The organism is Nocardioides sp. CER19, from assembly GCF_029846275.1.
Taxonomy (GTDB): Bacteria; Actinomycetota; Actinomycetes; order Propionibacteriales; family Nocardioidaceae; genus Nocardioides.
Map to the genome: position 1 here is coordinate 853,272 of NZ_JARVWS010000002.1, position 22,562 is coordinate 875,833.

A 22,562-nucleotide genomic window follows, 5' to 3' on the forward strand; every position below is an offset into this window, starting at 1 on the left:
GGTGAGCTACTTGCCGGCGATCGCCTGCAGCCAGGCCTGACCGTTCGGGACACCGAGGCCCGTCACGTCGTCGTAGCCGTCGCGGACGTGGATCGTCAGCGGCTCGTCCTGGTCGAAGGTGCGCTCGATGTAGGCGTAGCCGTCGGCGGCGTCGAAGCCGTTGACGAAGTTGACCCGCACCGTGCCCGGGTGGGCCGCGCGCTGCGCCTTGGTGATGTCGACCGAGGCGGAGCGGGCGGCGTAGAGAGCCGGGTTGGCGAGACCGAACGAGTGCCCGGCCCGCTGCGCGGCGAGCGCCAGCATGCCGGCGTAGAGCGGCGAGGAGAGGCTGGTGCCACCGATGCGGTACTCGTCGTAGGCCTGCGTCCCGTCGGGCATCGTCTGCGTCTCACCGACCAGCAGACCCGTGTTGGGGTCACCCAGCGCGCTGACGTCCGGGATCGACCGCATCGCGCCGCCGCCGTACGTCTGGGAGATGGCGGACGGGACGACGCCGACCTGGTAGGACGGCTGCGTGAACAGCCGGCTGGTGCCGCCGCCGGAGCCGTAGAGGTAGGACGGGGTCGGGAACGCGCCGTCGGCGAGCGTCGACGTCCCTGACTCCCAGCCCAGCTCGAAGACACGGCGGCCGTCGGCGCCGATGCCGAGCGCGGTGCCGCCGACCGCAGTGACCAGCGGGCTCGTGGCCGGCCAGTCCGGGGTGGGCGTCGCGCCGGCGAGGCCGCCGGTCTCGTCACCGTTGTCTCCGCTCGAGTAGAGCAGCGACATGCCCTCGGCCGCCGCCTGCGCCTGGATGTCGAGGTAGGGCTTGATGAAGCCGTTGGGCAGAGCCTCCGAGTCCCACCCGTAGGAGTTGGTCACGATGTCGGCGGCGCGGTCGTCGACGACCTTGTTGAGGACGGCGTCGAGGTCCTGGAAGTTGTTGGGCGCGCCGTAGTAGACGATGTCCGCGCCCGGCGCCATGGTGTGGACGGCCTCGATGTCGAGCGTCTCCTCACCGGCCCAGCCCTGCGGGTCCTGCTTCTTGGACTCGGGCTTGTTGTAGACGCCCGGCGGCACGACCTGGCGGAAGTGGCCCTTGATCGAGGGGAGTCCGTGCCGGGCCGAGTAGGTCTCGACGTCGGACTCGATCGTCGGGGACGCGTAGGCGTCGATGACGGCGACGGTGACGCCGCGGCCGTCGTTGCCGGACCCGATCGCGCTGGACATGCCGTAGGCGCTCTGCAGCTGGGCGCCGGCGTACCCGCAGGGCGCGAACGCGGGGGAGCCGGCGGGCAGGATGGTGCCGTCCGGCGTGGGAGTGTTCTGCGGCGTCTTCTCGCCCCAGTACGCCGAGCACGGCTGCGCGTTGTGGTAGACCGCCGGGCCGGGCGTGGTCTTGTGGGTCTGCGCGAGGGTCTGCGACTCGTCGAGGCCGACGACCGCCTCGACGGCGGGCAGGCTGCTCGGCAGGGAGAGAGCGGTCGTGTTGCTGCGCAGCTGCTTGCCGGCGACCGAGTACTCGGCGAAGGAGGTCGAGAACGCGGTGGCGGCCTGGGCGGCGGTGCCGGTCGCCTCGACGTACTTCTGGTTCGCCGGCACGCCGGTGACCTTGAAGCCCTGGCCGCTCAGCCACTTCTTGACGGCGTTGACGTCGGCGCTGCTGGGCGAGAACTGCGCCCGGAACTGTGCCGGTGTCAGGAACTTGCCATAGCTCGCGCTGCCCGGTGTGGAGACGGACATCGCGAGCTGCTGGGCCGCATCGCCGCCGCGCAGCCCGAGGTAGACGCGGAAGTCGACGGCTGTCGAGCCCGGGACGCTGCCCACCTTGTGGGAGGCGTTGGCCCAGGACGGCACGCTGCCGGGCAGCGTGCGGGTGCTGGCGGCATCGGCAGCCGTGGAGGTGACCAGGCTGGTGCCGGTACCGAGAACAACGGCCGCCGCGATCGCGGCGGCCGAGGTGGTCAAACGTGTCACGTTGGAACTCCAGTCCCATGTAGGTGCGCCCGGCCCGATGCAGGGCAGATGCAACGTATGCCTATGGATCGGACGACGTAAAGAGGCAGTTCTCGCGCGCTTCTCACGCGGGCGTGGAGCCCTCGGTCAGCCGGGTCGCCAGGTCGAGCAGGTCCCGGTCGCGGCCGGGCGCCGCGACCAGGCCGACCCCGATCGGCAGGCCGCGGGTCGGGAGCGGGATGGTCACCGCCGGCAGGCCGCCAAGGGCGGCGAGGAAGGTCAGCCGGGGGGTCGCACTCCGGACGCGGTCGCTCGGCACCGGGGCGACGGAGGGGGTGCTCGGCAGCACCAGGATCCTGTCGCCGACGAGGTCGCGGATCATCCGGCCGGCGGCCCCGGTCGCCTCCTCGGCCTCCCGAGCCTGCTCGGCGGTGATGAGGGAGGCGTCCTCGAACCGCTTCCTCACCTCCGAGCCGAGGGTGTCCATCCGGGGCCCGAGCCACTCGCCGTGGGCCCGCCAGGCCTGGGCGCCCTGGTGGACCCTCAGCGCCGCCACCCAGTCGTCGAGCCGGTGCAGCGGCCAGTGCTCCTCGCGCACGCCGTCGGGGAGCCAGGCACGGATCGCGTCGGCCACGTCCGCCGTAGCCAGGTCGACGAGCTCGGGGACGACGACGAACGACTGGTCGCCGCCGGTCGCCTGGTCGGGGAGGAGGACGTCGCCGACCGCCCGGAGGAGGAACGCGGAGCGGGTCAGCCAGCCGACGGCGTCGTAGGAGGGTGCGAGGGGGAGCACGCCGGTCATCGGGACGGCGCCGTGCGTCGTACGGATGCCGTAGAGACCCTGGTAGGCGGCCGGCACCCGGATCGAGCCGACGGTGTCGGTCCCGAGCCCGATGGTCGCGTGGCCGAGGCTGACGGCGCTCGCGGAGCCGCTGCTCGAGCCGCCGGGGAGGCGGTGCGGCGCGCGCGGGTTGGGCGGGGTGCCGTAGTGCGGGTTGGTGCCGTCGAGGCCGTAGGCGAGCTCGACCATGCGGGCGATGCCGCGGATCTCGGCGCCGGCGTCGAGCAGGAGCCGTACGGCGGCCGCGTGCTCGCGCTCCTCCGGAGCGTGCCGCAGCCACTCGGGGTTGCCGGCGCCGATCCGCTGACCGGCGACCGCGAAGACGTCCTTGACCGCGACGGTCTCGCCGGCCAGCGCGCCGTCGGGGTCGGTGCAGGCGACGAGCGGGTCGCCGACGATGCGCCAGATGCTGCCGTCCAGCGCGGGGGTGGGCGACGACTCGTGCGCGGCGGTGATCAGCCAGGCGCCGTCGACCCGGGCCCAGAGCTGGGTCTGCTGGCCGCGACCACCGGTGGTCGTCTCAGTGACGGCGACGACCAGCGCGTGGTCGTCGTCGATGGTCTGGACGTGCGTCTGCACGAGCCGCCGGCGGGGCGCTTCGGCGCCCACCGTGCTCGTGATGGCCTCGTGGCCGACGACCAGCCCGTCAGCGTCCCCCCGCAGGGTCGTCTCGCCGCTCGCGAACAGGCGTCCGACGGCGGTGGTGTCGCCCGCGGCGACGGCCTGCTCGTAGGCACGGAACGCCTCGACGAGGCCGGCCGGGGGCTGCGGGTTCCGCGCGGTCATGGGCCGACCCTACGGAACGGGCGGATCCCAGGGTCGGCGATCGTCAGGCGGCGAGGTCGAGCAGCCGTCGCCAGCGGGCCTCGCCGGCGCTGGGCTGCCGGGGCTTGCGGAGCGCGCGGGTGCCGGTGTGGTCGACGAGGTAGGCCTGGCCGTGCGGGTCGCGCCACACAAAGATGCCGGGGAAGGGCTGCTGCACCTGCCAGCCGGCGTGGGTCTTCAGCCGGTGGTGGAAAGTCGTCATCGGTCCGTAGTTCCCGATCGCGCTCGGACCGTGCTCGTCCCAGGCGATGGTGTGGTCGACCTGCATCCTGCCGCTGCGGCAGGAGGCGAACGGGAAGGTGTCGGCCGGCGTCATCAGGCGCACGGCCCGTCGATGTCGGTCGGGGATTTCGTAGGCATCCACCGGTGCCTGGCCCTCGATGTCGAGGACCGGCTGGACGGCGAACCTGGCGCGAGGTCCGAGGAAGCGGCGCAGCCAGTCCTCGGTGACGGCGTGGTCGGTGCCGTCCGGGCGCTGGATGCGCACGATCCCCTCGCCCGGTGCGTCCAGGGTGCCGCGGTAGGCATGCACGAACAGCGTCACCGTGGGCAGCAGGCCGGCGACGTCGACCGGCGCAGCTTCGCCCTGCTCGTCCAGTCCGTCGCGGCCGCGCGCCAGCAACAGCACCGCGCTCACCCGCCGCTGGTCCACGGTCTCGCCGGCGGAATCGTCGAGTCGCTTCGCGACCGCGGCGACGGTCTGGTCGATGACCTCGATGGTGGCGGCGTCGGCGCGGATGACGAAGGTCGCCATGCCGTGCCGGTCAGCACGCGTCCGCTTGGCGAAGGTCGTCTTCGCGGCGTGCTGTTCGGCCTCGCGGGCGGCGTCGAGGTCGGAGGCGACCACCGCCGCCTCGACCAACGCCTCGAACCGCGACCACGAGATGCGTCCGTCCGCCGACTCCACCACGCGCCGGTCGACAGAGCGGGCCTGCTCCGCGGTGAGTTCCCGGCACCGTTTCGTCACGAACCGCGCATAGGAGGCCTTGACCTCCAGCGCGTCCACCCGCGCCCACAGCAGCGGCATCCGGTGGACGAGATCGAGGGCGTCACCCATCAGCACCCTCGCCGCAGCGGGCGACAGGCCCAGCCGCGCGCCCAGCGAGGCGGCCGCGAACTCGCCGACCAGCGGAGTCCCGGGTCCGCCGTAGCGCTTCGCCTGCTCCCGGCCGGGCCACTCGATCTCGCGAGGGTCGAGTCGCTCCTTCGGATGTCGGACCGCCCACACGTAGGCCATCCGCAGCTTCTGCAGCTCGTGGCGTCGGCAGGTCGTCTCCACGCTCGACGCCTCGTCGAGGAACGCTCCCTCAGGGAGCTCGACCAGCTCATCGATCGACGGCAGACCGGCCATGAACCGACTCAAGCACCGGGCACCGACATTCCTGCAGGAGTTCTCGCAGACCTGTGAATTCGGTATCGAACTGGCCCGCGCTCTCGTTATCTGTCGGGCTTGCCATCGCTCGGGTGCTTGACCACAACGTCGTCGAAAACTCGAGGTCGGAATGGCGGAGAGAGTGATACGAGGCACGCCTCATTCCCCAGATCGGGCATTCCGGGAACGGATGAGCAGGAAAGACGGGCCACGACATCGAGGTCTCGTTCAAGCTCGGTGAGCCCGGTTCCCGGCCGGACGGCATCATCCGCGTCTCGCGGGGAAGTCGCCTCTGGACAGCGCTCGTCGAGGTCGAGACGGGGAAGGACGAGCTGGTCACGGAGCAGCTCGAGGCCTACCTCGACATCGTCCGGACCAGGGGTTTGACGCGCTGGTCACGATCTCCAACCAGATCCCGCCGGCGCCCCAGCAGCACGCCACGTCCGTGCATCGGCCGCTCAGAACACCACGAACGCGAGCGCCAGCAGCACCGCGACGACCACGATCCCGCCGGAGAACACCCCGACGAACCCGAACCCCGGCAGTGGCTCCCGCAGCCGCATCGCCCGCTCGGTGCGCGCCCAGCGCGTGGAGGCGGTGACGGCGACCACGCAGGCGATGGCGAGCAGCGCGATGACCAGCACCTGGCGCACCCAGACGGTCTCGGGCACCTTCAGCGAGTGCAGCGCGACGGCGCCCGCCACGATCGCGAGCGAGGTCCGGACCCAGGCGAGGAACGTCCGCTCGTTGGCCAGGCTGAAGCGGGGGTCGGGCTCCTGGCCGACGTCGTAGACGGCGTGCGGTCGACGGGGTGGCCGGTCGTCGTGCATACCCGCAGCATGGCGCAGGATGGCGGCCGATAGGTTGCGGGCCATGGCTACCAGCGAGTACGACGCCCACATCGCCGTCACCCAGACGGCGCCGGGCGACTTCGCGGCCGACCTCGACGCGGGCTGGGTCGTCGGCGGCGGGGTCAACGGCGGCTACCTGCTGGCAACGCTCGGCAACGCGATCCGCGCGACCGTCCCCGACAAGCCCGACCCGCTGTCGATCAGCGGCTACTACCTCAGCGCCAGCGTCCCCGGACCGGCGCGCGTCACGACCGAGGTCAAGCGCGACGGCGGCTCCGTCGCGACGGTGGCGGCCGAGCTGTGGCAGGGCGACCAGACGAAGATCACCGCCCTCGCGACGTACGGCGACCTGGCCGGCCTCCCCGCCGGCGTGGAGACGACCGCCGAGGAGCCTGACCTGCCGCCGCGCGACCGGTGCGTGCCCAACACGATGGCGCCGGAGGAGGTGCAGCGGCTCGCGCCGATGATGGAGCGGTTCGAGATGCTCTTCCACCCTGAGCACGTCGGCTGGGCGGTCGGGCAGCCGTCGGGCAAGGGCGTCATCAGCGCGTGGTTCCGGCTCAAGGACGGTCGCGAGCCCGACCCGATCAGCCTGCTCACGGTGGTCGACCTGCTGCCGCCGGTGACGTTCGACCTCGGTCGTCCCGGCTGGGCGCCGACGCTCGAGCTGACCGCCCATGTGCGCGCGAAGCCGGCCGAGGGCTGGCTCAAGGTGCGGCACGCGACCCGCAACGTGGCCGGCGGCATGTTCGAGGAGGACTGCGAGATCTGGGACTCCGCCGGCCGCCTCGTCGCGCAGAGCCGGCAGCTGGCCCGCCTGCCGCGTGGCTAGAGGCTGAAGGTCGACCGCTCCATGGCGTAGACCCACCGCCGGCCGGGGTGCTCGCTGACCGACCAGAACATCCCGGACGGCGAGTGGTAGCAGAGGTCCTCGGGGCCCATCGGGGTCGCCCAGCGGTGCTGCTGGAACGACCCGGGGAGGCCCGTCATCACCGAGCCGAGGCCCCACGGACCGTGCGAGACGGTCACGAAGTAGCGCCCGTCGACGACCGACGCCCCCTGCATCCGCGCCTGGCCCGACTCGTCGATCCGGAGCGGCCGCGTGATGCCGTCCGCACCGGCGCTGAGCGCGCCGGTCACCGTGTCCAGCCCGAAGCGGGCCAGCCGCTGGGTCTGCGTGGCGGAGCCGTACTCGCCGACCACCAGCGCCGGGTCCGGCCCCGTCCGGTCGAGCGACAGGAACGAGTAGCGCAGCCGCTCGGTGCCCTCGAGCGCCTCTGCCCGGTAGGAGTACCTGACCGGCAGCAGGTAGCGGTAGCCGTGCGTCTCGCGGGGGTCGAGCAGCAGGTCGTCGAGCCGGAAGGTGAGCAGGCCGCGCGCCGTCGCGGCGACGTGCAGGAACGAGCCCTGCCACACGATCCCGCCCGCGTGCGCCTGCACCGGGACGACGTCGCCCGACTCGGTCGGCGCGACGAGCAGCACGTGCCGGTAGCGCCGGGTGGCGAGGTCGAGCACCGAGATCCGCGCGCCGAGCCTGGTCTTGGAGTACCACGACACCAGGAGCAGGTCGCGGGTCACCTCGGTGCGGTAGGAGTTCGTGACCCCTTGCGGGAACCAGGTCTGGTCGTCGCCGTCCGCGCGCTCCCACGACAGCGCGCGCGCCACCGCCCGGCCCGGCGCGAACGAGCGGCGCAGGCGCTGCGGCAGGTCGGCGAGCAGGGGCGCGAGCCCGACCCGCCCGCCGCCGTACGACGACAGGGCGGTGGTCAGCGCGTCGATCTCGGCGGCGTTCTCCTCGGTGCGGGTCAGCTGCAGGCTCACGACTCCGATCCTGCCGCGACTAGGGTCACCGGTCATGGAGGAGACCGATCAGCTCGTCGTCGGCGCCGCCCTGATCCGTGGCGGCTCCGTGCTCGCCGCGCGGCGCACCAGGCCGCCCGCGGCGGCCGGCGGCTGGGAGTTCCCGGGCGGCAAGGTCGAGCCGGGGGAGGACCCCGACGCGGCGGTCGTCCGCGAGGTCGCCGAGGAGCTGGGCTGCACGGTCGAGGTGACCGGCTGGCTGACCCTCACCGTGCCGATCAGCGAGAGCCTGACGCTGCGGGTCGCGACCGCGAGGCTCGTCCGCGGGGAGCCCGCGCCGGTCGAGCAGGACCCCTCCCACGACGCCGTCCGCTGGCTGCGCGTCGACGAGCTCGACGAGGTGGCGTGGCTCGACGCCGACCGCCCGTTCCTCCCCGAGCTCGACGCGCTGCTCGCCGAGCTCGGCCGTCGCCTGCGCGGCATCTTCTTCGACGAGGACGCGGCGGCGGCCGTCGCGGGCCGGTTGCGGGCCGACGGCTGGGACGTCGAGGTCCTGCGCGAGCGCTACCACGGCGAGGACGACGACGAGGACCACCCGTGGGCGGTCGTGAGCGACGCGCCCGAAGCCGTGATGGAGCTGCTGGTGGACGAGCACGACGGCTGGCTCGATGGCGGCGACCCACCGCTGCCCGGCAGCACCCCGCCGCTGGACCTGCCGACCGCGCCCCGGCGCGTCAAGCGGCCGCCTCAGTAGGCTGACCCCGTGCCTGACGAGCGACTCCTCCTGGTCCACGCCCACCCCGACGACGAGACGATCCAGAACGGCGCCACCATGGCGAAGTACGTCGCCGAGGGCAGGGGCGTCACCCTGGTCACCTGTACCGCCGGCGAGATGGGCGAGATCCTCGTCCCCGAGCTGGAGCACCTCGCCGCCGACCGCGAGGACGGCCTCGGCGAGCAACGCCGCGGCGAGCTCGAGGCGGCGATGAAGGCGCTCGGCGTCAGCGACCACCGCTACCTCGGCGGCTTCGGCACCTACCGCGACTCCGGCATGAAGTGGCACCCGGACGGCTACGCGATCCCCGACGACACGATCCACGACAACGCCTTCTGGAACGCCGACCTGACCGAGGCGGCCGACCACCTCGTCGCGATCATCCGCGAGGTCCGTCCGCAGGTGCTGGTGACCTACGACCAGTTCGGCAACTACGGCCACCCCGACCACATCCAGGCCCACCGGGTGGCGACGTACGCCGCTGCGCTGGCCGCCGTGCCGTCCTACCGCAAGGACCTCGGCGAGCCGTGGGACATCGCGAAGATCTACTGGAGCGCGATGTCGGAGAGCCGGATGCGCGAGGGGCTGCGACGGCTGCGCGAGGCGGGCGAGCAGACCGCGTTCGAGGGCATGGACCCCGAGGGGCCGCTGCCGATGACGACCCCGGACGAGGACCTCGCCGCGGTGGTCGACGGCAACGAGCACGTCGAGCAGAAGCTGGACGCGATGCGCGCCCACGCGACCCAGATCAGCACCGACGGCCCGTTCTTCGCGCTCTCCAACAACCTGGGCAACCAGGTGTGGGGCGTGGAGTACTACCGGATCGCCAAGGGCGTCCGCGGGCCGGCCGGCGAGGACGGTCTCGAGACCGACCTCTTCGCCGGCCTGTGAGAGCACGCTCTTGAGGGGATTGGCGGTCGTGGTCCTCGTGCTGCTGGGCGCGGCCGTCGGTCTCGCCGCGACCTGGACGCACAACCGCTGGTGGGCCCTCGCGCTGGGCGCCGCCGCCACGCTCGTCAGCGAGCTGGCGGTGCCGCCCGGTCTGCTCCGGGTCGCGTACGCCGGCGGCTGGGTCGCCGCGTCGGCGTACTTCCTCCTCGCGCGACCCGAGGGCGACTTCGTCGTCGGGTCCGACGCGATCGGATACACCTTCCTCGGGCTCGGCCTCGTCGTCCTGGTGCTCGCGGTCGTCACGATCCCGCATCGCGCGCGGCTCCCCGGCGGACCTGGGGCCAGCACATAGGCTCGCGGGCGTGAACAGCCAGCACGGCCTTCCCGATGACACCGCGGAGCGCCCCGCCGTCACGACCGGCACGCCCGCCCCGGTGGGCCGCAAGGGCAAGGTGAAGCGGGAGCGCGCCGGCTTCGGCGTGGTCCTCGTGGTCCTCGTGGTGCTCGCCCTCCTGGTGGGCGGCGGGTGGGCGGCGGCGTACGCGATGGCCGGCGACAAGCTGCCCAACGGCACCACCGTCGCCGGCGTGAAGGTCGGCACCCTGACCCCGCAGGAGGCGCGCGAGCGGCTCCGTGCGCGGCTCGCCGCCCGGGTCGCGCGCCCGGTCACCGTCACGGCGGACGGGAAGACCGCCCAGGTCGTCCCGGCCGACGCCGGCGTGACCGTCGACTACGCCGCGAGCGTCGCCGCCGCCGGCGCTGCCCGTAGCTGGGACCCGCGCGACCTGTGGAACCACTACACCGGCGGCGGCTCCGTCGAGCCGGTCGTCGAGGTGGACGAGGCGGCGTTCCGGAAGGCGAAGGCGACCCTGGACCAGAAGCTGGGCGCGCCGGCCAAGGACGGCGCCGTCACGCTCGGCAGGGACGGCGTGCACACGACAGCGGCCGTCGTCGGAGCCGAGCTCGACGCCGACCAGCTCCGTCAGCGGCTCGTGTCAGCGGTCGCGAGCACCACGCGCACGGTGGACCTGACCCTGCACCCGCTGGCGCCCACGATCGACGACGCCGACGTCCAGAAGGCGGTCGACACGTTCGCCAACCCGGCCATGTCGGGTCCGGTGACGCTGTTGTTCGGCAAGTCGCCGGTCGTGCTGCGCCCGACGGAGTTCGGGCCGACCATCACCCTGGCACCGAAGGACGGCGCACTGCAGCCGACGCTGGACACCAAGCGGCTCGACGCGCTCATCCAGGCGGGCATCGCCGAGCACGCCGACGCCCCGGTCGACGCGACCGTGAAGCTGGTCGGCGGCAAGCCGAAGGTGATCGCCGCCAAGCCGGGCGTCAGCTTCGACCAGCAGCAGGTCGCCAGCACGTTCCTGGCGCTGGTCACGCGACCCGAGGGTCAGCGTCAGGAGGCGGTGAAGGCGACGGTCGCGAACCCGAAGATCTCCACGGCGGAGGCGCAGTCCTGGAAGATCACGCAGAAGGTCTCGACCTTCACGACCGCGTTCCCCTACGCGCCCTACCGCAACACCAACATCGGCCGCGCCGCTGAGCTGGTCAACGGCACGATCCTCAAGCCGGGCGACACGTTCTCGCTCAACGGCACGGTGGGGGAGCGGACCAGGGAGAACGGCTTCACCGAGGGCTGGACGATCCAGAACGGCGTCTTCTACTCCGACCTCGGAGGCGGCGTCTCCCAGATGGCGACGACGACCTTCAACGCCATGTTCTTCGCGGGCCTGCAGGACATCCAGCACAAGCCGCACTCGCTCTACATCAGCCGCTACCCGGTGGGCCGCGAGGCGACGGTCGCGTGGCCCACGGTCGACCTGAAGTTCAAGAACGACACGCCGTACGGCGTCCTCGTCCACACCCTCTTCAAGCCCTCGACGCCGTCGTCGTCGGGCTCGGTGACGGTCTCGATGTGGTCGACCAAGACCTGGGACATCACGACGAAGACCGGCAGCCGCTACAACGCGGCGCCCTTCAAGAAGCGGGTCATCCGCGACACCAACTGCGAGGAGACGGTGGGCGCTCCCGGCTTCGACATCGACGTGTGGCGCTACTTCCACAAGCCCGGCTCGTCGGCGGTCGAGAAGTCCGAGAAGTTCCACACCCACTACATCCCGCAGGACGAGGTCACCTGCAAGCCGCCGAAGCAGTGAGCGTCAGCGGGTCAGGTAGCGGCACGAGTGGTGGGTCGTGAACCCCAAGCGGTCGTAGAGCGCGAGCGCGGGCTCGTTGTCGGTCTGCACGTGGAGCCACACCGTGCTGGCCCCCCGCTCGGCACCCCACTCGAGCAGCTCGCGCAGCACCGCCGTCGCGAGGCCGCGGCGGCGGTACGCCGGCTCGACACTGAGGTTGTGGATGCCGAGCCAGTCCCTGTCGATGCCCGCCTCGCCGCGCGCCGCGTCACCGATCGCGACGGCCACCCGAGGTCCGTCGAACTCGATCCGGGGAGCCTGAGGCGCATTAGGCGCGCCTGGCGCTCCCAGGATGCGGCGTACCCGGGCCAGCGACGCCAGCAGGAAGTGCGAGTCGCGCCCCGGCACCGGCTCCCAACCCAGCCGGCGTAGCGCGTGCTCGTCCGGTGAGCCGAGCTCGAGCTGGATCCGCGGCGGGCGGTCGCGGGCGGTGTAGAACGCCTCGACCCGCGCGGCGGCGTCCGCCAGTGGGACGCCCGGGTCGCCGAGACCGAGGCAGGAGTTGAAGCGGTTGCGCACCCGCCCGACCGGCGCCGGCTCGAAGCGCAGCTGCCACTCGCCGAGAGGCGTCGTCTCGATGCCGACCAGGGCGGCGGTGTGCAGCTCGGCGTCGCGCACCGACACGCGCAGGCGTGGCGAGGCTCGCGGCGGCACCGGCTTGCCGGACACGATGAGCGCGAGGGGGATGCTCACGGGGTCCCCGGCCTCCGGCTGCACGACGCAGACGCCGTCCGCCCAGGTCGTGCACGTCCCGAGCACGTCGGTGAACGCAGGTCCGCCCGTCGGTCCCGTCTCGCCGGGAACGAGTCGGCGCACCACCACGCGCTCGCCGACGACATGCGGACCTAGGGAATGGGCGGGCACCGGCAGATACTAGGCTGACCCACGTCTAAATCCCTTGCTCACCAGGAGGATCCGGATGACCTACGTCATCGCCCAGCCGTGTGTCGACGTCAAGGACCGCGCGTGCGTCGACGAGTGTCCGGTCGACTGCATCTACGAGGGCAAGCGGATGCTCTACATCCACCCGGACGAGTGCGTCGACTGTGGTGCCTGCGAGCCGGTCTGCCCGGTCGAGGCGATCTTCTACGAGGACGACACGCCCGAGCAGTGGAAGAGCTACTACGACGCCAACGTGAAGTTCTTCGACGACCTGGGCTCGCCCGGTGGCGCCGCGAAGATGGGTGTCATCGACAAGGACGAGCCCTCGATCGCCGCGTTGCCGCCGCAGAACCAGGACCACTGAGCATCCCGGTGGTCGAGCCTGTCGAGACCAGGGTCTCCCAACAGCTGCCCGACTTCCCGTGGGACAAGCTGACGGCGTACGCCGCGACGGCGCGCGCTCACCCCGACGGGATCGTCGATCTCTCGGTCGGCACGCCGGTGGACCCGACGCCCGAGGTCGTGCAGGAGGCGCTGCGCGAGGCTGCCGACTCACCGGGCTACCCGGTCACCGTCGGCCTCCCGTCGACCCGGCAGGCGGCCGTCGACTGGCTGGCGCGCTGCCACGGCGTCGAGGGGCTCGGTGTCGACGGGGTGATCCCCACGATCGGCTCCAAGGAGCTGGTCGCCTCGCTGCCGCTGCACCTCGGTGTGGGGAAGGGTGATCTGGTCGTCTACCCGGAGCTCGCCTACCCGACGTACGAGGTCTCCGCAGCGCTGGTCGGCGCCCGCGGCCGGGCGACCGACTCGCTCACCGCGCTCGGCCCCGAGGTCCCGAAGCTGCTCTGGCTCAACAGCCCCTCGAACCCGACCGGGCGCGTGCTCCCCGTGGAGCACCTGCGCAAGGTCGTCGAGTGGTGCCGTGAGCGGGGCACGATCCTGGTGTCCGACGAGTGCTACATCGAGTGCTTCTGGGAGGGCGAGAAGCCCGTCTCCGTGCTGCACCCCTCGGTGAGCGGTGGCTCCGTCGACGGCATCCTCGCCGTCCACTCGCTCTCGAAGCGCTCCAACCTCGCCGGCTACCGCTGCTCGTTCGTCGCCGGCGACCCGCGCATCGTCGGCGAGCTGCTCGCGGTCCGCAAGAACCTCGGCCTGATGATGCCGGGCCCGCAGCAGGTGGCCATGGTGGCCGCGCTCGACGACGACGTGCACGCCCGCGAGCAGCACGCCCGCTACGCCGCCCGCCGCGCCAAGCTCCGCGAGGCGCTGCAGTCGGCCGGCTTCGCGATCGACCACTCCGAGGCGTCGCTCTACCTCTGGGCGACCCGCGGCGAGGACTGCTGGGCGAGCGTCGCGTGGCTGGCGGAGCGCGGCATCCTCGCGGCTCCCGGTGAGTTCTACGGCCGGGCCGGACGCTCCCACGTGCGCGTCGCGTTCACCGCGACCGACGAGCGGATCGACGCGGCGGTCGCGCGGCTGACCCTGACCGCCTAGCCGAACACGTCGACGTGGACGTGGTCGCGGTGCTCGAGGATCGCGCGGTCGCCCCGGCTGCCCGCAGGCACGTCGTAGTCGCGCCAGCCCGCCGCCGACCGGGGGCGCGTCCAGATCCGGTCGTCGAAGATGAGCGTGCGGATGGCGAGCCGGTCGGCCTGGGAGAGCAGGTACGACGCGATCGCCCACCCGTGCCGCCGGTCCGTCGGGTTGATCGGACGGACGAAGACGTCGACCGCGCGTCCCTCGTAGTGAGCCGAGCCGGGCATGTGACCGGTCCTGACCCCGCCGGGAGCGAACCCGCCGACGGGCAGGTGGTCGCCGAAGACCTCGCGCAGGTCCGCGAGCACCCGCTCCGCCCGGGGCACCAGACCGTCGGCGCCCAGCGTGTCGCTGGCAGCGTCCGTGCCGCCCGGCAGGACGCAGCTGAAGCCGTCGGGGGAGTTGCCGGTCAGCGCCGACGCTAGGACACCGGCGTCCGCGCGGCTCAGCCCCCGGCCGGGTACGCCGGTCCGCAGGGCCTCGGTGGCCGCGCGGGCCCGGCGACCGTCGGCCACGACCTGCGCGGCGATGCGGCCCGCCCGCTGCGCCTCCGCAACGCTCAGGGTGACGCTGCGGCCCCCCGAACGGGCGGTGCACTCGCTCCGGTCGAGCCACGGCAGCCCGAGGGAGCGGACGACCACGAACCCGGTGACCAGCACCGCGACGACCCCCAGGGCGAGCAGCCCGATCAGCCAGGGTCGTCTCCGCACGGCGACATCCTGCCCGACGGTGACAGCTCGCCGACGAGTGATCGCACTAGCATTCCCTTGCACGGCCTCGATCATCCGTCCGTCCAGGCTCGGGCGCGCCCGGGCCGGTGAGGAGCCCCCATGGCTCGAGGAACTGGCACCACCAAGGTCCTGGCAACGATCATCGCCATCGTCGGCGCTGTCATGATCGTCGCTGGGGGAGTCACCTACTACGTCGTCCACAGCCAGCTGGCCGACGAGAAGATCACCGTGTCCGACGACGCCGACTTCCTGGCCGGCGACAAGGTCGACGGCCCGTTCTCCGCCTATGCGCAGGCCGAGGTCATCCAGAAGCACGCGCTCAAGGCGACCGGCGGCAAGACCTACGCCGAGCTCGCCCAGGACGACCCACTGCGACAGACCGCCATGCAGGCCTCGTTCCTGCGGGCCTCGCTGTTCACCTCGGTCGTGGCGTTCGGCGTGGCGGCCATGGCGATCGGCCTCGGCGTCGTGCTGATCCTGGTCGGTTGGGCCCTGATGCCGGCGCGGAGGACGGCGGTGGCGGCCGAACCCGGACCTGAGCCGGTGGTCGAGACCTAGCCGGCGGCAGTCCGACACCGCCGTCAGCGGGTCGTCAGCCCGCCGGCCCGGCGAGGTCGATCTTGACCCGTCCGGCCGTGCGGGCCCCCACCGGCGCCCACTCGGTGTCGCCCGACCACGCCTGGCCGGCGTACGTCACCCGCCGGATGCCGAGCCGGTCGCCCTGGGCGACGAGGTAGTGCGCCAGCGCCCAGCCCGCCGCCCGACTCGGCACGCCGACGGTGATCGTGCGTCCCGTGACGGCCGGACGCGAGACCAGCTCGCCGAAGACGCCGGTCACCTCGTCACGGACGACCGCGGGGCGGCCCGCCTCGACCGAGCCGAACCGGCACGAGAAGGCGTGCCCCGTCTGCCCGGTCAGGGACGACGCGAGCGCGCGGGCTGCCGGCTCGTGGTCGGCGTACGCCTCGGGGAAGCCGCTGCGCTGCACCTTCTGCGCCGCCTCGGTGATCCGCATCGACTCGTAGCCGTCGACGCGCACCAGCGCGTCGTAGAACCGGCCGATCGCGTAGACCGGGTCCTTGAGCTGCTTGCGGGTGCCCCAGCCCTGCGACGGTCGCTGCTGGAACAGGCCGACGGAGTCGCGGTCGCCGTAGTCGAGGTTGTGCAGCTTCGACTCCTGCATCGCCGTGGCCAGCGCGATCGTCACGGCGCGCGCCGGCAGCCCACGACGTACGCCGATCGCGGCGATGACCCCCGCGTTCTGGGCCTGGTCGACGTCGAGGCTCGCGTGGAGCGCGCCGACCGTGGCGACGCACTCGTCCGGCAGCAGGGTCTTCACCTTGTCGGTGAAGTGCCGCCAGCCGATCGTCGCCACCGCCCCGATGAGCACCAGGGCGACCAGGGTCACCCCGAGCCTCTTCATGTTCGCCGAACGAGCTGTCGTGGCTAGTTGGCGTGGAGCGCCTCGTTGAGGACGATGCCCTCACCGTGCCACGGCACCGCCTCGACGGCGCCTGTGGTGCTGTTGCGGCGGAACAGGACGTGGGAGGCGCCGCTCAGCTCGTGCGCCTTGCGCGTGCTGCCGTCCTGCAGGGTCACCTTCGTTCCGGCGGTCACGTAGAGGCCGGCCTCGACGACGCAGTCGTCACCGAGCGAGATGCCCAGCCCGGAGTTGGCGCCGAGCAGGCAGCGCTCGCCGACCGAGATGACCTGCTTCCCGCCGCCCGAGAGGGTGCCCATGATCGAGGCACCGCCGCCGACGTCGGAGCCGTTGCCGACCAGGACGCCGCCGGAGATGCGGCCCTCCACCATGCTCGAGCCGAGCGTGCCGGCGTTGAAGTTCACGAAGCCCTCGTGCATGACCGTGGTGCCCTCGGCCAGGTGGGCGCCGAGGCGCACGCGGTCGGCGTCGGCGATCCGCACGCCGGTCGGGAGGACGTAGTCGGTCATGCGTGGGAACTTGTCCACGCCGTAGACCGCGACCGGCCGGCCGGCGGCCTTCAGGCGAGCGCGGGTGAGCTCGAAGCCCTCCACGGCGCAGGGGCCCTCGGAGGTCCACACGACGTTGGTGAGCAGGCCGAAGACGCCGTCGAGGTTCTGCCCGTGCGGTTGCACCAGGCGGTGGGAGAGCAGGTGCAGCCGGAGCCAGACGTCCTGGGTGGTGGCCGGCGCGGCGTCGAGGTCGATCTCGACCAGCTCGACCCGCTTCTCAACGCGCCGCAGGGCGTCGCTGCCCTCGAGCGCCTTGAGCTCGGGCGCGGGTGCGGCGTCACCGGGACGCTCGCCCAGCGCGGGGGCCGGGAACCACACGTCGAGCACAGCGCCCGAATTCTGAGCAGCATCGGCGGCGTACGTCGTCAGGCCATAACCCCAGGCAGCAGTCACGGGGGAGAATCTTAGAGGACCCCGGGTTACTGGCCCGTGCGCCCGTCGACGCACTCGCGGAGCAGGTCGGCGTGCCCGCAGTGGCGCGCGTACTCCTCGACCATGTGGACGAGGATGTCGCGGACAGTGGTCGTGTCGCCGCCGGAGTTGTAGACCAGCTCGGTCGCCATCGACTGGTCGCTCTGCTCGTGGAGCCAGTCCTCGGCGCGGGCGATCTGCCGCTTCCACTGGTCGAACGCGTCGTCGACGCACTCCTGCGTGCCGACGGCGCCGGTGAACTCGATGTCGGGGTCGTCGGGGTCGCTGAACGGCCGGGGCTCGTCGAGGTTGCCCTGCAGGGCCCGCTGGAACCAGCTGTGCTCCACCTGGGCCATGTGGCGCACGAGCCCGAGCAGGCTCAGGTTGCTCGGGGGGACGGCCGCCGTCGCGAGCTGCTCGGGCGTCAGGTCGGCACACTTGAGCTCGAGGGTCAGCCGGTAGTTGCGCAGGTAGTCGCGGTAGGTCGCCAGCTCGCCCACAGGCTTGCTGTCGAAGCGCGGGTCCTGGTCGGCCGGGAGCCAGTTGCCGTCGTACCCGGTGGGAGAGGTCATGGTGCACAGCGTGACAGCATGAGCAGGTGCCGAAGAAGCCCTTTTCGCTGCCCACGCCGCTGATCTCGCAAGCCGACGACGGCACCTGGAGCCTCGAGGTGCCCGGCGTCACGAAGACCGAGGGCCACCCGTCGCCCGAGTGGGCGATGGCCAAGGCGGTGGAGAGCGTACGTCGCGCGGCCGGCGACATCGTGCGGCGCTGGATCGCCGGCAAGCCCGTCACCCCCGTCGAGCAGCAGGTCGTCCTCCTGGTGACCCGCGGCGACTCCCAGGTCTACGCGTGGCTGGAGGCCGCGTTCGCCGACGACCGGAAGACGCCGTAGGCTAGGAGCACAGGCGTTCGAGCCGTCATCAGCGGCGAGCCCCGGGAAGAAACCCTCGCTGGTCGAGGGAAGTAGAACCCGGCGGGTAGGCCCGTCACAGCCGTGAACGAGTGGTGTGGTCTCGACGGGCTCGACCGACGGGGCGACGCAAGCGGGGTGGTACCGCGGTCCACTGGCAACAGGGGTCGTCCTCGTGGTTTCGACAAGCTCGACCGACGAACCGCGACGACAGCCAGGAGCCTGACGATGACCTATCCCAAGGTCACCACCGACCCGACCGACACCGTGCCGGCGAGCCCGCGCTTCCCGGGCATCGAGGAGCGGATCCTCGCCTACTGGGCGGAGGACGGGACGTTCCAGGCCAGCATCGACAACCGCGATGCGGGCGCGAACGGCGACAACGAGTTCGTCTTCTACGACGGCCCGCCGTTCGCCAACGGCCTGCCGCACTACGGCCACCTGCTGACCGGATACGTCAAGGACATCGTCCCGCGCTACCAGACCATGCGGGGCAAGCGCGTCGAGCGGCGCTTCGGGTGGGACACCCACGGCCTGCCGGCGGAGCTGGAGGCGATGCGCCTCAACGGCATCAAGACCACCGACGAGATCCTCGAGATGGGGATCGACAGGTTCAACGAGGCCTGCCGGGCGTCGGTGCTGAAGTACACCGGTGAGTGGCGCGACTACGTCACCCGCCAGGCGCGCTGGGTCGACTTCGACAACGACTACAGGACCATGAACCCGACGTTCATGGAGTCGGTCATCTGGGCCTTCAAGAGCCTCTACGACAAGGGCCTCGTCTACGAAGGCTTCCGCGTCCTGCCCTACTGCTGGAACGACGAGACGCCGCTGTCCAACCACGAGCTGCGGATGGACGACGACGTCTACCAGCAGCGCCAGGACCCGGCGGTGACCGTCGGCTACGCGCTGGACGACCTCGGCACGGACCCCGTCCTCGACGGCGCGCACATCCTGATCTGGACCACGACCCCGTGGACGCTGCCGTCGAACCTCGCCGTCATGGTCGGTTCGGCGATCGACTACGTCGTCGTGGAGGGGCCGGTCCCCGGGACCGATCGGAAGGCGCGCTACCTCCTCGCCGAGGCCCGGCTGTCGGCGTACGCCCGGGAGCTGGCGGACGCCGACGGGGAGTTCACGATCCTCGGCCGTTACAGCGGCGCCGACCTGGTCGGCCGCACCTACACGCCGCCCTTCTCCTACTACGCGGGCCACGAGAACGCCTTCCGCGTGGTCGCCGCCGACGACGCGGTCACGACCACCGACGGCACGGGCGTCGTGCACACCGCCGGTGCGTTCGGTGAGGTCGACAAGGAGGTCACCGACCGGGAGAACATCGAGGCGGTCATGCCGGTCGGCAAGGACGGCCGGTTCACGCACCCCGTCGACGAGTACGCCGGGATGCTGGTCTTCGACGCCAACCTGCACATCATCGACGACCTCAAGGCCGCGACGCGCGCGTTCGCTGGTCGAGCAGCGAGCGCCAGCGAGCGTATCGAGACCGCCGGCTCCGTCACCCCAGGCACGATCCTGCTCCGCCGCGAGTCCTACGAGCACTCCTACCCGCACTGCTGGCGCTGCCGCGAGCCCCTGATCTACAAGGGCGTCTCGTCGTGGTTCGTCGAGGTGACGAAGTTCAAGGACCGGATGCTCGAGCTGAACGAGGAGATCAGCTGGACGCCCGACCACATCAAGCACGGCCAGTTCGGCAAGTGGCTGGAGAACGCGCGCGACTGGTCGATCACCCGCAACCGGTTCTGGGGGAGCCCCGTCCCGGTGTGGAAGAGCGACGACCCGACGTACCCGCGCATCGACGTCTACGGCTCCTTCGAGGAGCTCGAGCGTGACTTCGGGCGGCTGCCGCGCGACAAGGACGGCAACCCCGACCTGCACCGGCCGTTCGTCGACGAGCTGACCCGGCCCAACCCCGACGACCCGACCGGCAAGAGCACGATGCGTCGCGTCGCCGACGTGCTCGACGTGTGGTTCGACAGCGGCTCCATGAGCTTCGCGCAGAACCACGTGCCGTTCGAGAACGCCGACTGGTTCGAGCACCACTTCCCGGCCGACTTCATCGTCGAGTACATCGGTCAGACCCGCGGCTGGTTCTACACGCTGCACATCCTGGCCACCTCGCTCTTCGACCGGCCCGCGTTCCAGAGCTGCATCAGCCACGGCATCGTGCTGGGCAGCGACGGCAACAAGATGTCGAAGTCGCTGCGCAACTACCCGGACGTCTCCGAGGTGTTCGACCGTGACGGCGCCGACGCGATGCGCTGGTTCCTCATGTCGTCGCCGATCCTGCGCGGCGGCAACCTGGTCGTCACCGAGCCGGGCATCCGCGACTCGGTTCGCCAGGTGATGATCCCGCTCTGGAACAGCTGGTACTTCTTCCAGCTCTACGCCAACGCCGCGGGGATCGACGCGTCGTGGTCCACGGGTTCGGAAGACCCGCTGGACCGCTACGTCCTCGCCAAGACGCGTGAGTACGTCGCCTCGATGACCGAGGCGATGGACGGCTACCACATCGCCGACGCCTGCGAGACGACCCAGCGGTTCCTCGATGTGCTGACGAACTGGTACATCCGCCGCTCGCGGGACCGGTTCTGGGCCGACGACCGGGCCGCGTTCGACACCCTCTACACGGTCCTCGAGACGACCTGCCGGGTCGTGGCGCCGCTGCTGCCGCTGACCACCGAGGAGGTCTGGCGCGGGCTGACCGGCGGGCGCTCGGTGCACCTGGCCGACTGGCCGTCGGCCGACGAGCTCCCGGAGGACCACGCGCTCGTCGAGGCGATGGACGCCGTCCGGGAGGCCTGCTCGGCGACGTCCGCGCTGCGCAAGGCCCGCCAGCTGCGCAACCGGCTGCCGCTCTCGACGCTCACGGTCGTGGGCGCGAGCATCGGTGGCTTCGAGTCGCTCGTGGCCGACGAGGTCAACGTCAAGCAGGTCCGCCTGCTCGACGCCGACAGCGAGGAGGCGGCGACGTACGGCGTCGCGCAGAAGCTCACCGTCAACGCCCGTGCCGCCGGCCCGCGGCTCGGCCGTGACGTGCAGCTGGCGATCAAGGGCTCGAAGTCGGGCGACTGGTCCGTGGCCGCCGACGGCACGGTCACGTCCGGCGGGTTGGCGCTGGTCGAGGGGGAGTACACCCTCGAGACCGTCGCGGGCGCCGCCTCGGACGACGTCGCGGTCGGCATGCTGCCGGGCGGCGGGTTCGTCGTGCTCGACACCGTCGTCACGCCGGAGTTGGCCGCCGAGGGACTGGCGCGCGACCTGGTCCGTGCGGTCCAGCAGGCGCGCAAGGACGCCGGCCTGGACGTCTCCGACCGGATCTCGCTGACCCTCGGCGGCTCGGCCGGCGCGCTGGCCGCGGCCCGCGAGCACGAGCAGCTCATCGCTCGGGAGACCCTCGCGACGTCGTACTCGCTCGTGGACGGCGGTGCGGTGTCACCGTCCGCGACCGAGGTGTTGCTCAGCGACGGCGAGGTGGCGTCGATCAGCCTGTCCCGCGTCTGATGCCTCGTTCCGTCGTCGCGGACTCGCTCGGCGTCGGGGTCGCGACGGGTGCGTACGGCGTCTCCTTCGGCGCTCTCGCGACCACGTCGGGCCTCGACGTCTGGCAGGCGTGCGCCCTGTCGCTGCTGGTGTTCACCGGGGCGTCGCAGTTCGCGTTCGTCGGGGTGATCGCAGCCGGCGGCGCGCCGCTGGCCGGGGCCGCGACGTCGATCCTGCTGGGCAGCCGCAACCTGTTCTACGGCATCGGCCTGGCGCCGGTGCTGCGGCTGCGCGGCTGGCGGCGCGTGGTCGGCGCGCAGATCGTCATCGACGAGTCGACGGCGATGGCACTGGGCCAGCGCGACCGTGACGACGCGCGGCTGGCGTTCCGGCTCACCGGGTGGTCGATCTTCGTGCTGTGGAACCTGATGACGCTCGCCGGTGCGCTCGCCGGCACCGCCATCGGCGACCCGCGCACGTTCGGTCTGGACGCGGCCGTGGGCGGAGCGTTCCTGGCCCTGCTGTGGCCGCGGCTCACGGCCGTGCCGCAGCGGGTCGTCGCGGTCGTGGGCGCAGCCGTCGCGACCGGCCTCGTCCCGTTCACGGCGGCCGGCCTCCCGATCATCCTCGGCGGCGCCGTGGCGGTCTGCGTCGGCCTGCTCCTGCGCGCACCCGACGCGTCGCACCGCGCCACGCCGGCGGAGCGTGCGGAAGGTCAGGTAGGCCGCAAGGAGGAGCGCCCGTGATCTGGGTGGGGATCATCGTGACGGCGGTCGGCTGCTACGCGCTCAAGCTGGGCGGGCTGTCGGTGCCCGACCGTGTGCTCACCCGACCGCTCACCCAGCGGGTCGCGCTGCTCATCCCGCCGGCGCTGCTCGGTGCGCTCATCGCGGTGCAGGTGCTCGCGGACGGTCAGCGGCTGGTGATCGACGCCCGCCTGGCCGGCCTCGGCGCGGCCGTCGTACTGCTGCTGCTCCGGGCGCCGTTCCTCGTCGTCGTCGCTGGTGCCGCGCTCACCGCGGCGGTGCTCCGGCTGCTGTAGCGGGCCTTCTGCCGGTTCATCGAGGTATGCAGGGAAATGCGCACTTCCCGCGCGGAGCTC

At 71.9% G+C, this 22,562-nt stretch carries 22 protein-coding genes; 12 read left to right on the forward strand and 10 right to left on the reverse strand.

Going from position 1 to position 22,562, the window contains the following annotated elements:
* Positions 1-6: 6 nt before the first annotated feature.
* The 4 genes from QDS12_RS12580 to QDS12_RS12595 all read right to left on the reverse strand — a co-directional run bounded on the left by QDS12_RS12580 (position 7) and on the right by QDS12_RS12595 (position 5,848).
* Complete coding sequence (locus QDS12_RS12580) at positions 7-1,956, reverse strand: S53 family peptidase (protein ID WP_279879379.1); 1,950 nt, start codon at positions 1,954-1,956, stop codon at positions 7-9.
* A gap of 103 nt (positions 1,957-2,059) precedes the next feature.
* The gene (locus QDS12_RS12585; RefSeq protein ID WP_279879380.1) at positions 2,060-3,562 is read right to left on the reverse strand and encodes an AtzH-like domain-containing protein; all 1,503 of its coding nucleotides are present in this window, start codon (positions 3,560-3,562) and stop codon (positions 2,060-2,062) included.
* Positions 3,563-3,605: 43 nt separating this feature from the next.
* Positions 3,606-4,952, reverse strand: a complete 1,347-nt coding sequence (locus QDS12_RS12590; RefSeq protein WP_279879381.1) for a hypothetical protein — start codon at positions 4,950-4,952, stop codon at positions 3,606-3,608.
* Between the two features lie 479 nt (positions 4,953-5,431).
* A complete protein-coding gene (locus QDS12_RS12595; RefSeq protein WP_279879382.1) occupies positions 5,432-5,848 on the reverse strand; it encodes a DUF202 domain-containing protein in 417 nt (138 codons plus the stop codon).
* Between QDS12_RS12595 and QDS12_RS12600 the strand changes: the two genes are divergently transcribed.
* Positions 5,847-6,656 carry a thioesterase family protein gene (locus tag QDS12_RS12600; protein WP_279879383.1) on the forward strand — a complete coding sequence of 270 codons (810 nt, stop codon included), beginning with the start codon at positions 5,847-5,849 and terminating at the stop codon, positions 6,654-6,656. The two genes, QDS12_RS12595 and QDS12_RS12600, sit on opposite strands and share 2 nt — an antisense overlap.
* Here QDS12_RS12600 and QDS12_RS12605 read toward each other — a convergent pair.
* Positions 6,653-7,645 carry a hypothetical protein gene (locus QDS12_RS12605; RefSeq protein ID WP_279879385.1) on the reverse strand — a complete coding sequence of 331 codons (993 nt, stop codon included), beginning with the start codon at positions 7,643-7,645 and terminating at the stop codon, positions 6,653-6,655. The genes QDS12_RS12600 and QDS12_RS12605 overlap by 4 nt on opposite strands.
* 34 nt (positions 7,646-7,679) lie before the next feature.
* Between QDS12_RS12605 and QDS12_RS12610 the strand changes: the two genes are divergently transcribed.
* Genes QDS12_RS12610 through QDS12_RS12625 form a run of 4 tightly spaced genes read left to right on the forward strand, consistent with a single transcriptional unit; the run spans position 7,680 to position 11,458 of the window.
* Entirely contained in the window at positions 7,680-8,378 is a 699-nt protein-coding gene (locus tag QDS12_RS12610) for a (deoxy)nucleoside triphosphate pyrophosphohydrolase (RefSeq protein ID WP_279879386.1), read from the forward strand.
* Positions 8,379-8,387: 9 nt separating this feature from the next.
* Positions 8,388-9,290 (forward strand): N-acetyl-1-D-myo-inositol-2-amino-2-deoxy-alpha-D-glucopyranoside deacetylase, encoded by a 903-nt coding sequence (mshB, locus tag QDS12_RS12615; protein ID WP_279879387.1) that lies wholly within the window; start codon positions 8,388-8,390, stop codon positions 9,288-9,290.
* A 28-nt stretch (positions 9,291-9,318) separates the two neighbouring features.
* Positions 9,319-9,642 (forward strand): DUF6113 family protein, encoded by a 324-nt coding sequence (locus QDS12_RS12620; RefSeq protein WP_279879389.1) that lies wholly within the window; start codon positions 9,319-9,321, stop codon positions 9,640-9,642.
* A gap of 10 nt (positions 9,643-9,652) precedes the next feature.
* A complete protein-coding gene (locus QDS12_RS12625; RefSeq protein WP_279879390.1) occupies positions 9,653-11,458 on the forward strand; it encodes a VanW family protein in 1,806 nt (601 codons plus the stop codon).
* Between the two features lie 3 nt (positions 11,459-11,461).
* On the opposite strand, the gene QDS12_RS12630 is transcribed toward QDS12_RS12625, so the two are convergent.
* The gene (locus tag QDS12_RS12630) at positions 11,462-12,361 is read right to left on the reverse strand and encodes a GNAT family N-acetyltransferase (protein WP_279879391.1); all 900 of its coding nucleotides are present in this window, start codon (positions 12,359-12,361) and stop codon (positions 11,462-11,464) included.
* A gap of 55 nt (positions 12,362-12,416) precedes the next feature.
* Here QDS12_RS12630 and fdxA point away from each other — a divergent pair, with 55 nt between their 5' ends.
* Together fdxA and dapC are read left to right on the forward strand one after the other, a co-directional pair.
* Positions 12,417-12,743, forward strand: a complete 327-nt coding sequence (gene fdxA / locus QDS12_RS12635) for a ferredoxin (protein WP_091119636.1) — start codon at positions 12,417-12,419, stop codon at positions 12,741-12,743.
* An 8-nt stretch (positions 12,744-12,751) separates the two neighbouring features.
* Positions 12,752-13,873, forward strand: a complete 1,122-nt coding sequence (dapC, locus tag QDS12_RS12640; RefSeq protein ID WP_279879392.1) for a succinyldiaminopimelate transaminase — start codon at positions 12,752-12,754, stop codon at positions 13,871-13,873.
* On the opposite strand, the gene QDS12_RS12645 is transcribed toward dapC, so the two are convergent.
* Positions 13,870-14,625 carry a hypothetical protein gene (locus tag QDS12_RS12645; protein WP_279879394.1) on the reverse strand — a complete coding sequence of 252 codons (756 nt, stop codon included), beginning with the start codon at positions 14,623-14,625 and terminating at the stop codon, positions 13,870-13,872. The two genes, dapC and QDS12_RS12645, sit on opposite strands and share 4 nt — an antisense overlap.
* A gap of 120 nt (positions 14,626-14,745) precedes the next feature.
* On the opposite strand from QDS12_RS12645, the gene QDS12_RS12650 reads away from it, so the two are divergent.
* The gene (locus QDS12_RS12650; RefSeq protein WP_279879395.1) at positions 14,746-15,204 is read left to right on the forward strand and encodes an aromatic ring-opening dioxygenase LigA; all 459 of its coding nucleotides are present in this window, start codon (positions 14,746-14,748) and stop codon (positions 15,202-15,204) included.
* 34 nt (positions 15,205-15,238) lie between these two features.
* Here the strand turns inward: QDS12_RS12650 and QDS12_RS12655 are convergent, their stop codons facing one another.
* The 3 genes from QDS12_RS12655 to QDS12_RS12665 are packed head-to-tail and all read right to left on the reverse strand — an operon-like array spanning position 15,239 to position 17,621.
* Positions 15,239-16,054 carry a hypothetical protein gene (locus tag QDS12_RS12655; protein ID WP_279879396.1) on the reverse strand — a complete coding sequence of 272 codons (816 nt, stop codon included), beginning with the start codon at positions 16,052-16,054 and terminating at the stop codon, positions 15,239-15,241.
* A 38-nt stretch (positions 16,055-16,092) separates the two neighbouring features.
* Positions 16,093-17,031 (reverse strand): 2,3,4,5-tetrahydropyridine-2,6-dicarboxylate N-succinyltransferase, encoded by a 939-nt coding sequence (gene dapD, locus QDS12_RS12660; RefSeq protein WP_279879397.1) that lies wholly within the window; start codon positions 17,029-17,031, stop codon positions 16,093-16,095.
* A 26-nt stretch (positions 17,032-17,057) separates the two neighbouring features.
* Positions 17,058-17,621 (reverse strand): DinB family protein, encoded by a 564-nt coding sequence (locus QDS12_RS12665; protein ID WP_279879398.1) that lies wholly within the window; start codon positions 17,619-17,621, stop codon positions 17,058-17,060.
* Between the two features lie 26 nt (positions 17,622-17,647).
* On the opposite strand from QDS12_RS12665, the gene QDS12_RS12670 reads away from it, so the two are divergent.
* The 4 genes from QDS12_RS12670 to QDS12_RS12685 all read left to right on the forward strand — a co-directional run bounded on the left by QDS12_RS12670 (position 17,648) and on the right by QDS12_RS12685 (position 22,502).
* On the forward strand, positions 17,648-17,944 hold the full coding sequence (locus QDS12_RS12670; protein ID WP_279879399.1) for a hypothetical protein: 297 nt from the start codon (positions 17,648-17,650) through the stop codon (positions 17,942-17,944).
* 246 nt (positions 17,945-18,190) lie between these two features.
* Entirely contained in the window at positions 18,191-21,481 is a 3,291-nt protein-coding gene (ileS, locus tag QDS12_RS12675) for an isoleucine--tRNA ligase (RefSeq protein ID WP_279879400.1), read from the forward strand.
* A complete protein-coding gene (locus QDS12_RS12680; protein ID WP_279879401.1) occupies positions 21,481-22,206 on the forward strand; it encodes an AzlC family ABC transporter permease in 726 nt (241 codons plus the stop codon). The genes ileS and QDS12_RS12680 overlap by 1 nt, the downstream gene beginning before the upstream one ends.
* Positions 22,203-22,502: an AzlD domain-containing protein gene (locus tag QDS12_RS12685; RefSeq protein ID WP_279879402.1), complete on the forward strand. Its 300-nt coding sequence runs from the start codon at positions 22,203-22,205 to the stop codon at positions 22,500-22,502. Before QDS12_RS12680 ends, QDS12_RS12685 begins: the two co-directional genes overlap by 4 nt.
* Positions 22,503-22,562 lie beyond the last annotated feature (60 nt).

Excerpts from the sequence above, each read along its gene's own strand:
- QDS12_RS12650 (WP_279879395.1), top strand. The coding sequence starts at position 14,746 with ATGGCTCGAGGAACTGGCACCACCAAGGTCCTGGCAACGATCATCGCC.
- ileS (WP_279879400.1), top strand. The coding sequence starts at position 18,191 with ATGACCTATCCCAAGGTCACCACCGACCCGACCGACACCGTGCCGGCG.
- QDS12_RS12595 (WP_279879382.1), bottom strand. The coding sequence starts at position 5,848 with ATGGCCCGCAACCTATCGGCCGCCATCCTGCGCCATGCTGCGGGTATG.
- QDS12_RS12680 (WP_279879401.1), top strand. The coding sequence starts at position 21,481 with ATGCCTCGTTCCGTCGTCGCGGACTCGCTCGGCGTCGGGGTCGCGACG.
- QDS12_RS12590 (WP_279879381.1), bottom strand. The coding sequence starts at position 4,952 with ATGGCCGGTCTGCCGTCGATCGATGAGCTGGTCGAGCTCCCTGAGGGA.
- QDS12_RS12600 (WP_279879383.1), top strand. The coding sequence starts at position 5,847 with ATGGCTACCAGCGAGTACGACGCCCACATCGCCGTCACCCAGACGGCG.
- QDS12_RS12610 (WP_279879386.1), top strand. The coding sequence starts at position 7,680 with ATGGAGGAGACCGATCAGCTCGTCGTCGGCGCCGCCCTGATCCGTGGC.
- QDS12_RS12665 (WP_279879398.1), bottom strand. The coding sequence starts at position 17,621 with ATGACCTCTCCCACCGGGTACGACGGCAACTGGCTCCCGGCCGACCAG.
- QDS12_RS12585 (WP_279879380.1), bottom strand. The coding sequence starts at position 3,562 with ATGACCGCGCGGAACCCGCAGCCCCCGGCCGGCCTCGTCGAGGCGTTC.
- fdxA (WP_091119636.1), top strand. The coding sequence starts at position 12,417 with ATGACCTACGTCATCGCCCAGCCGTGTGTCGACGTCAAGGACCGCGCG.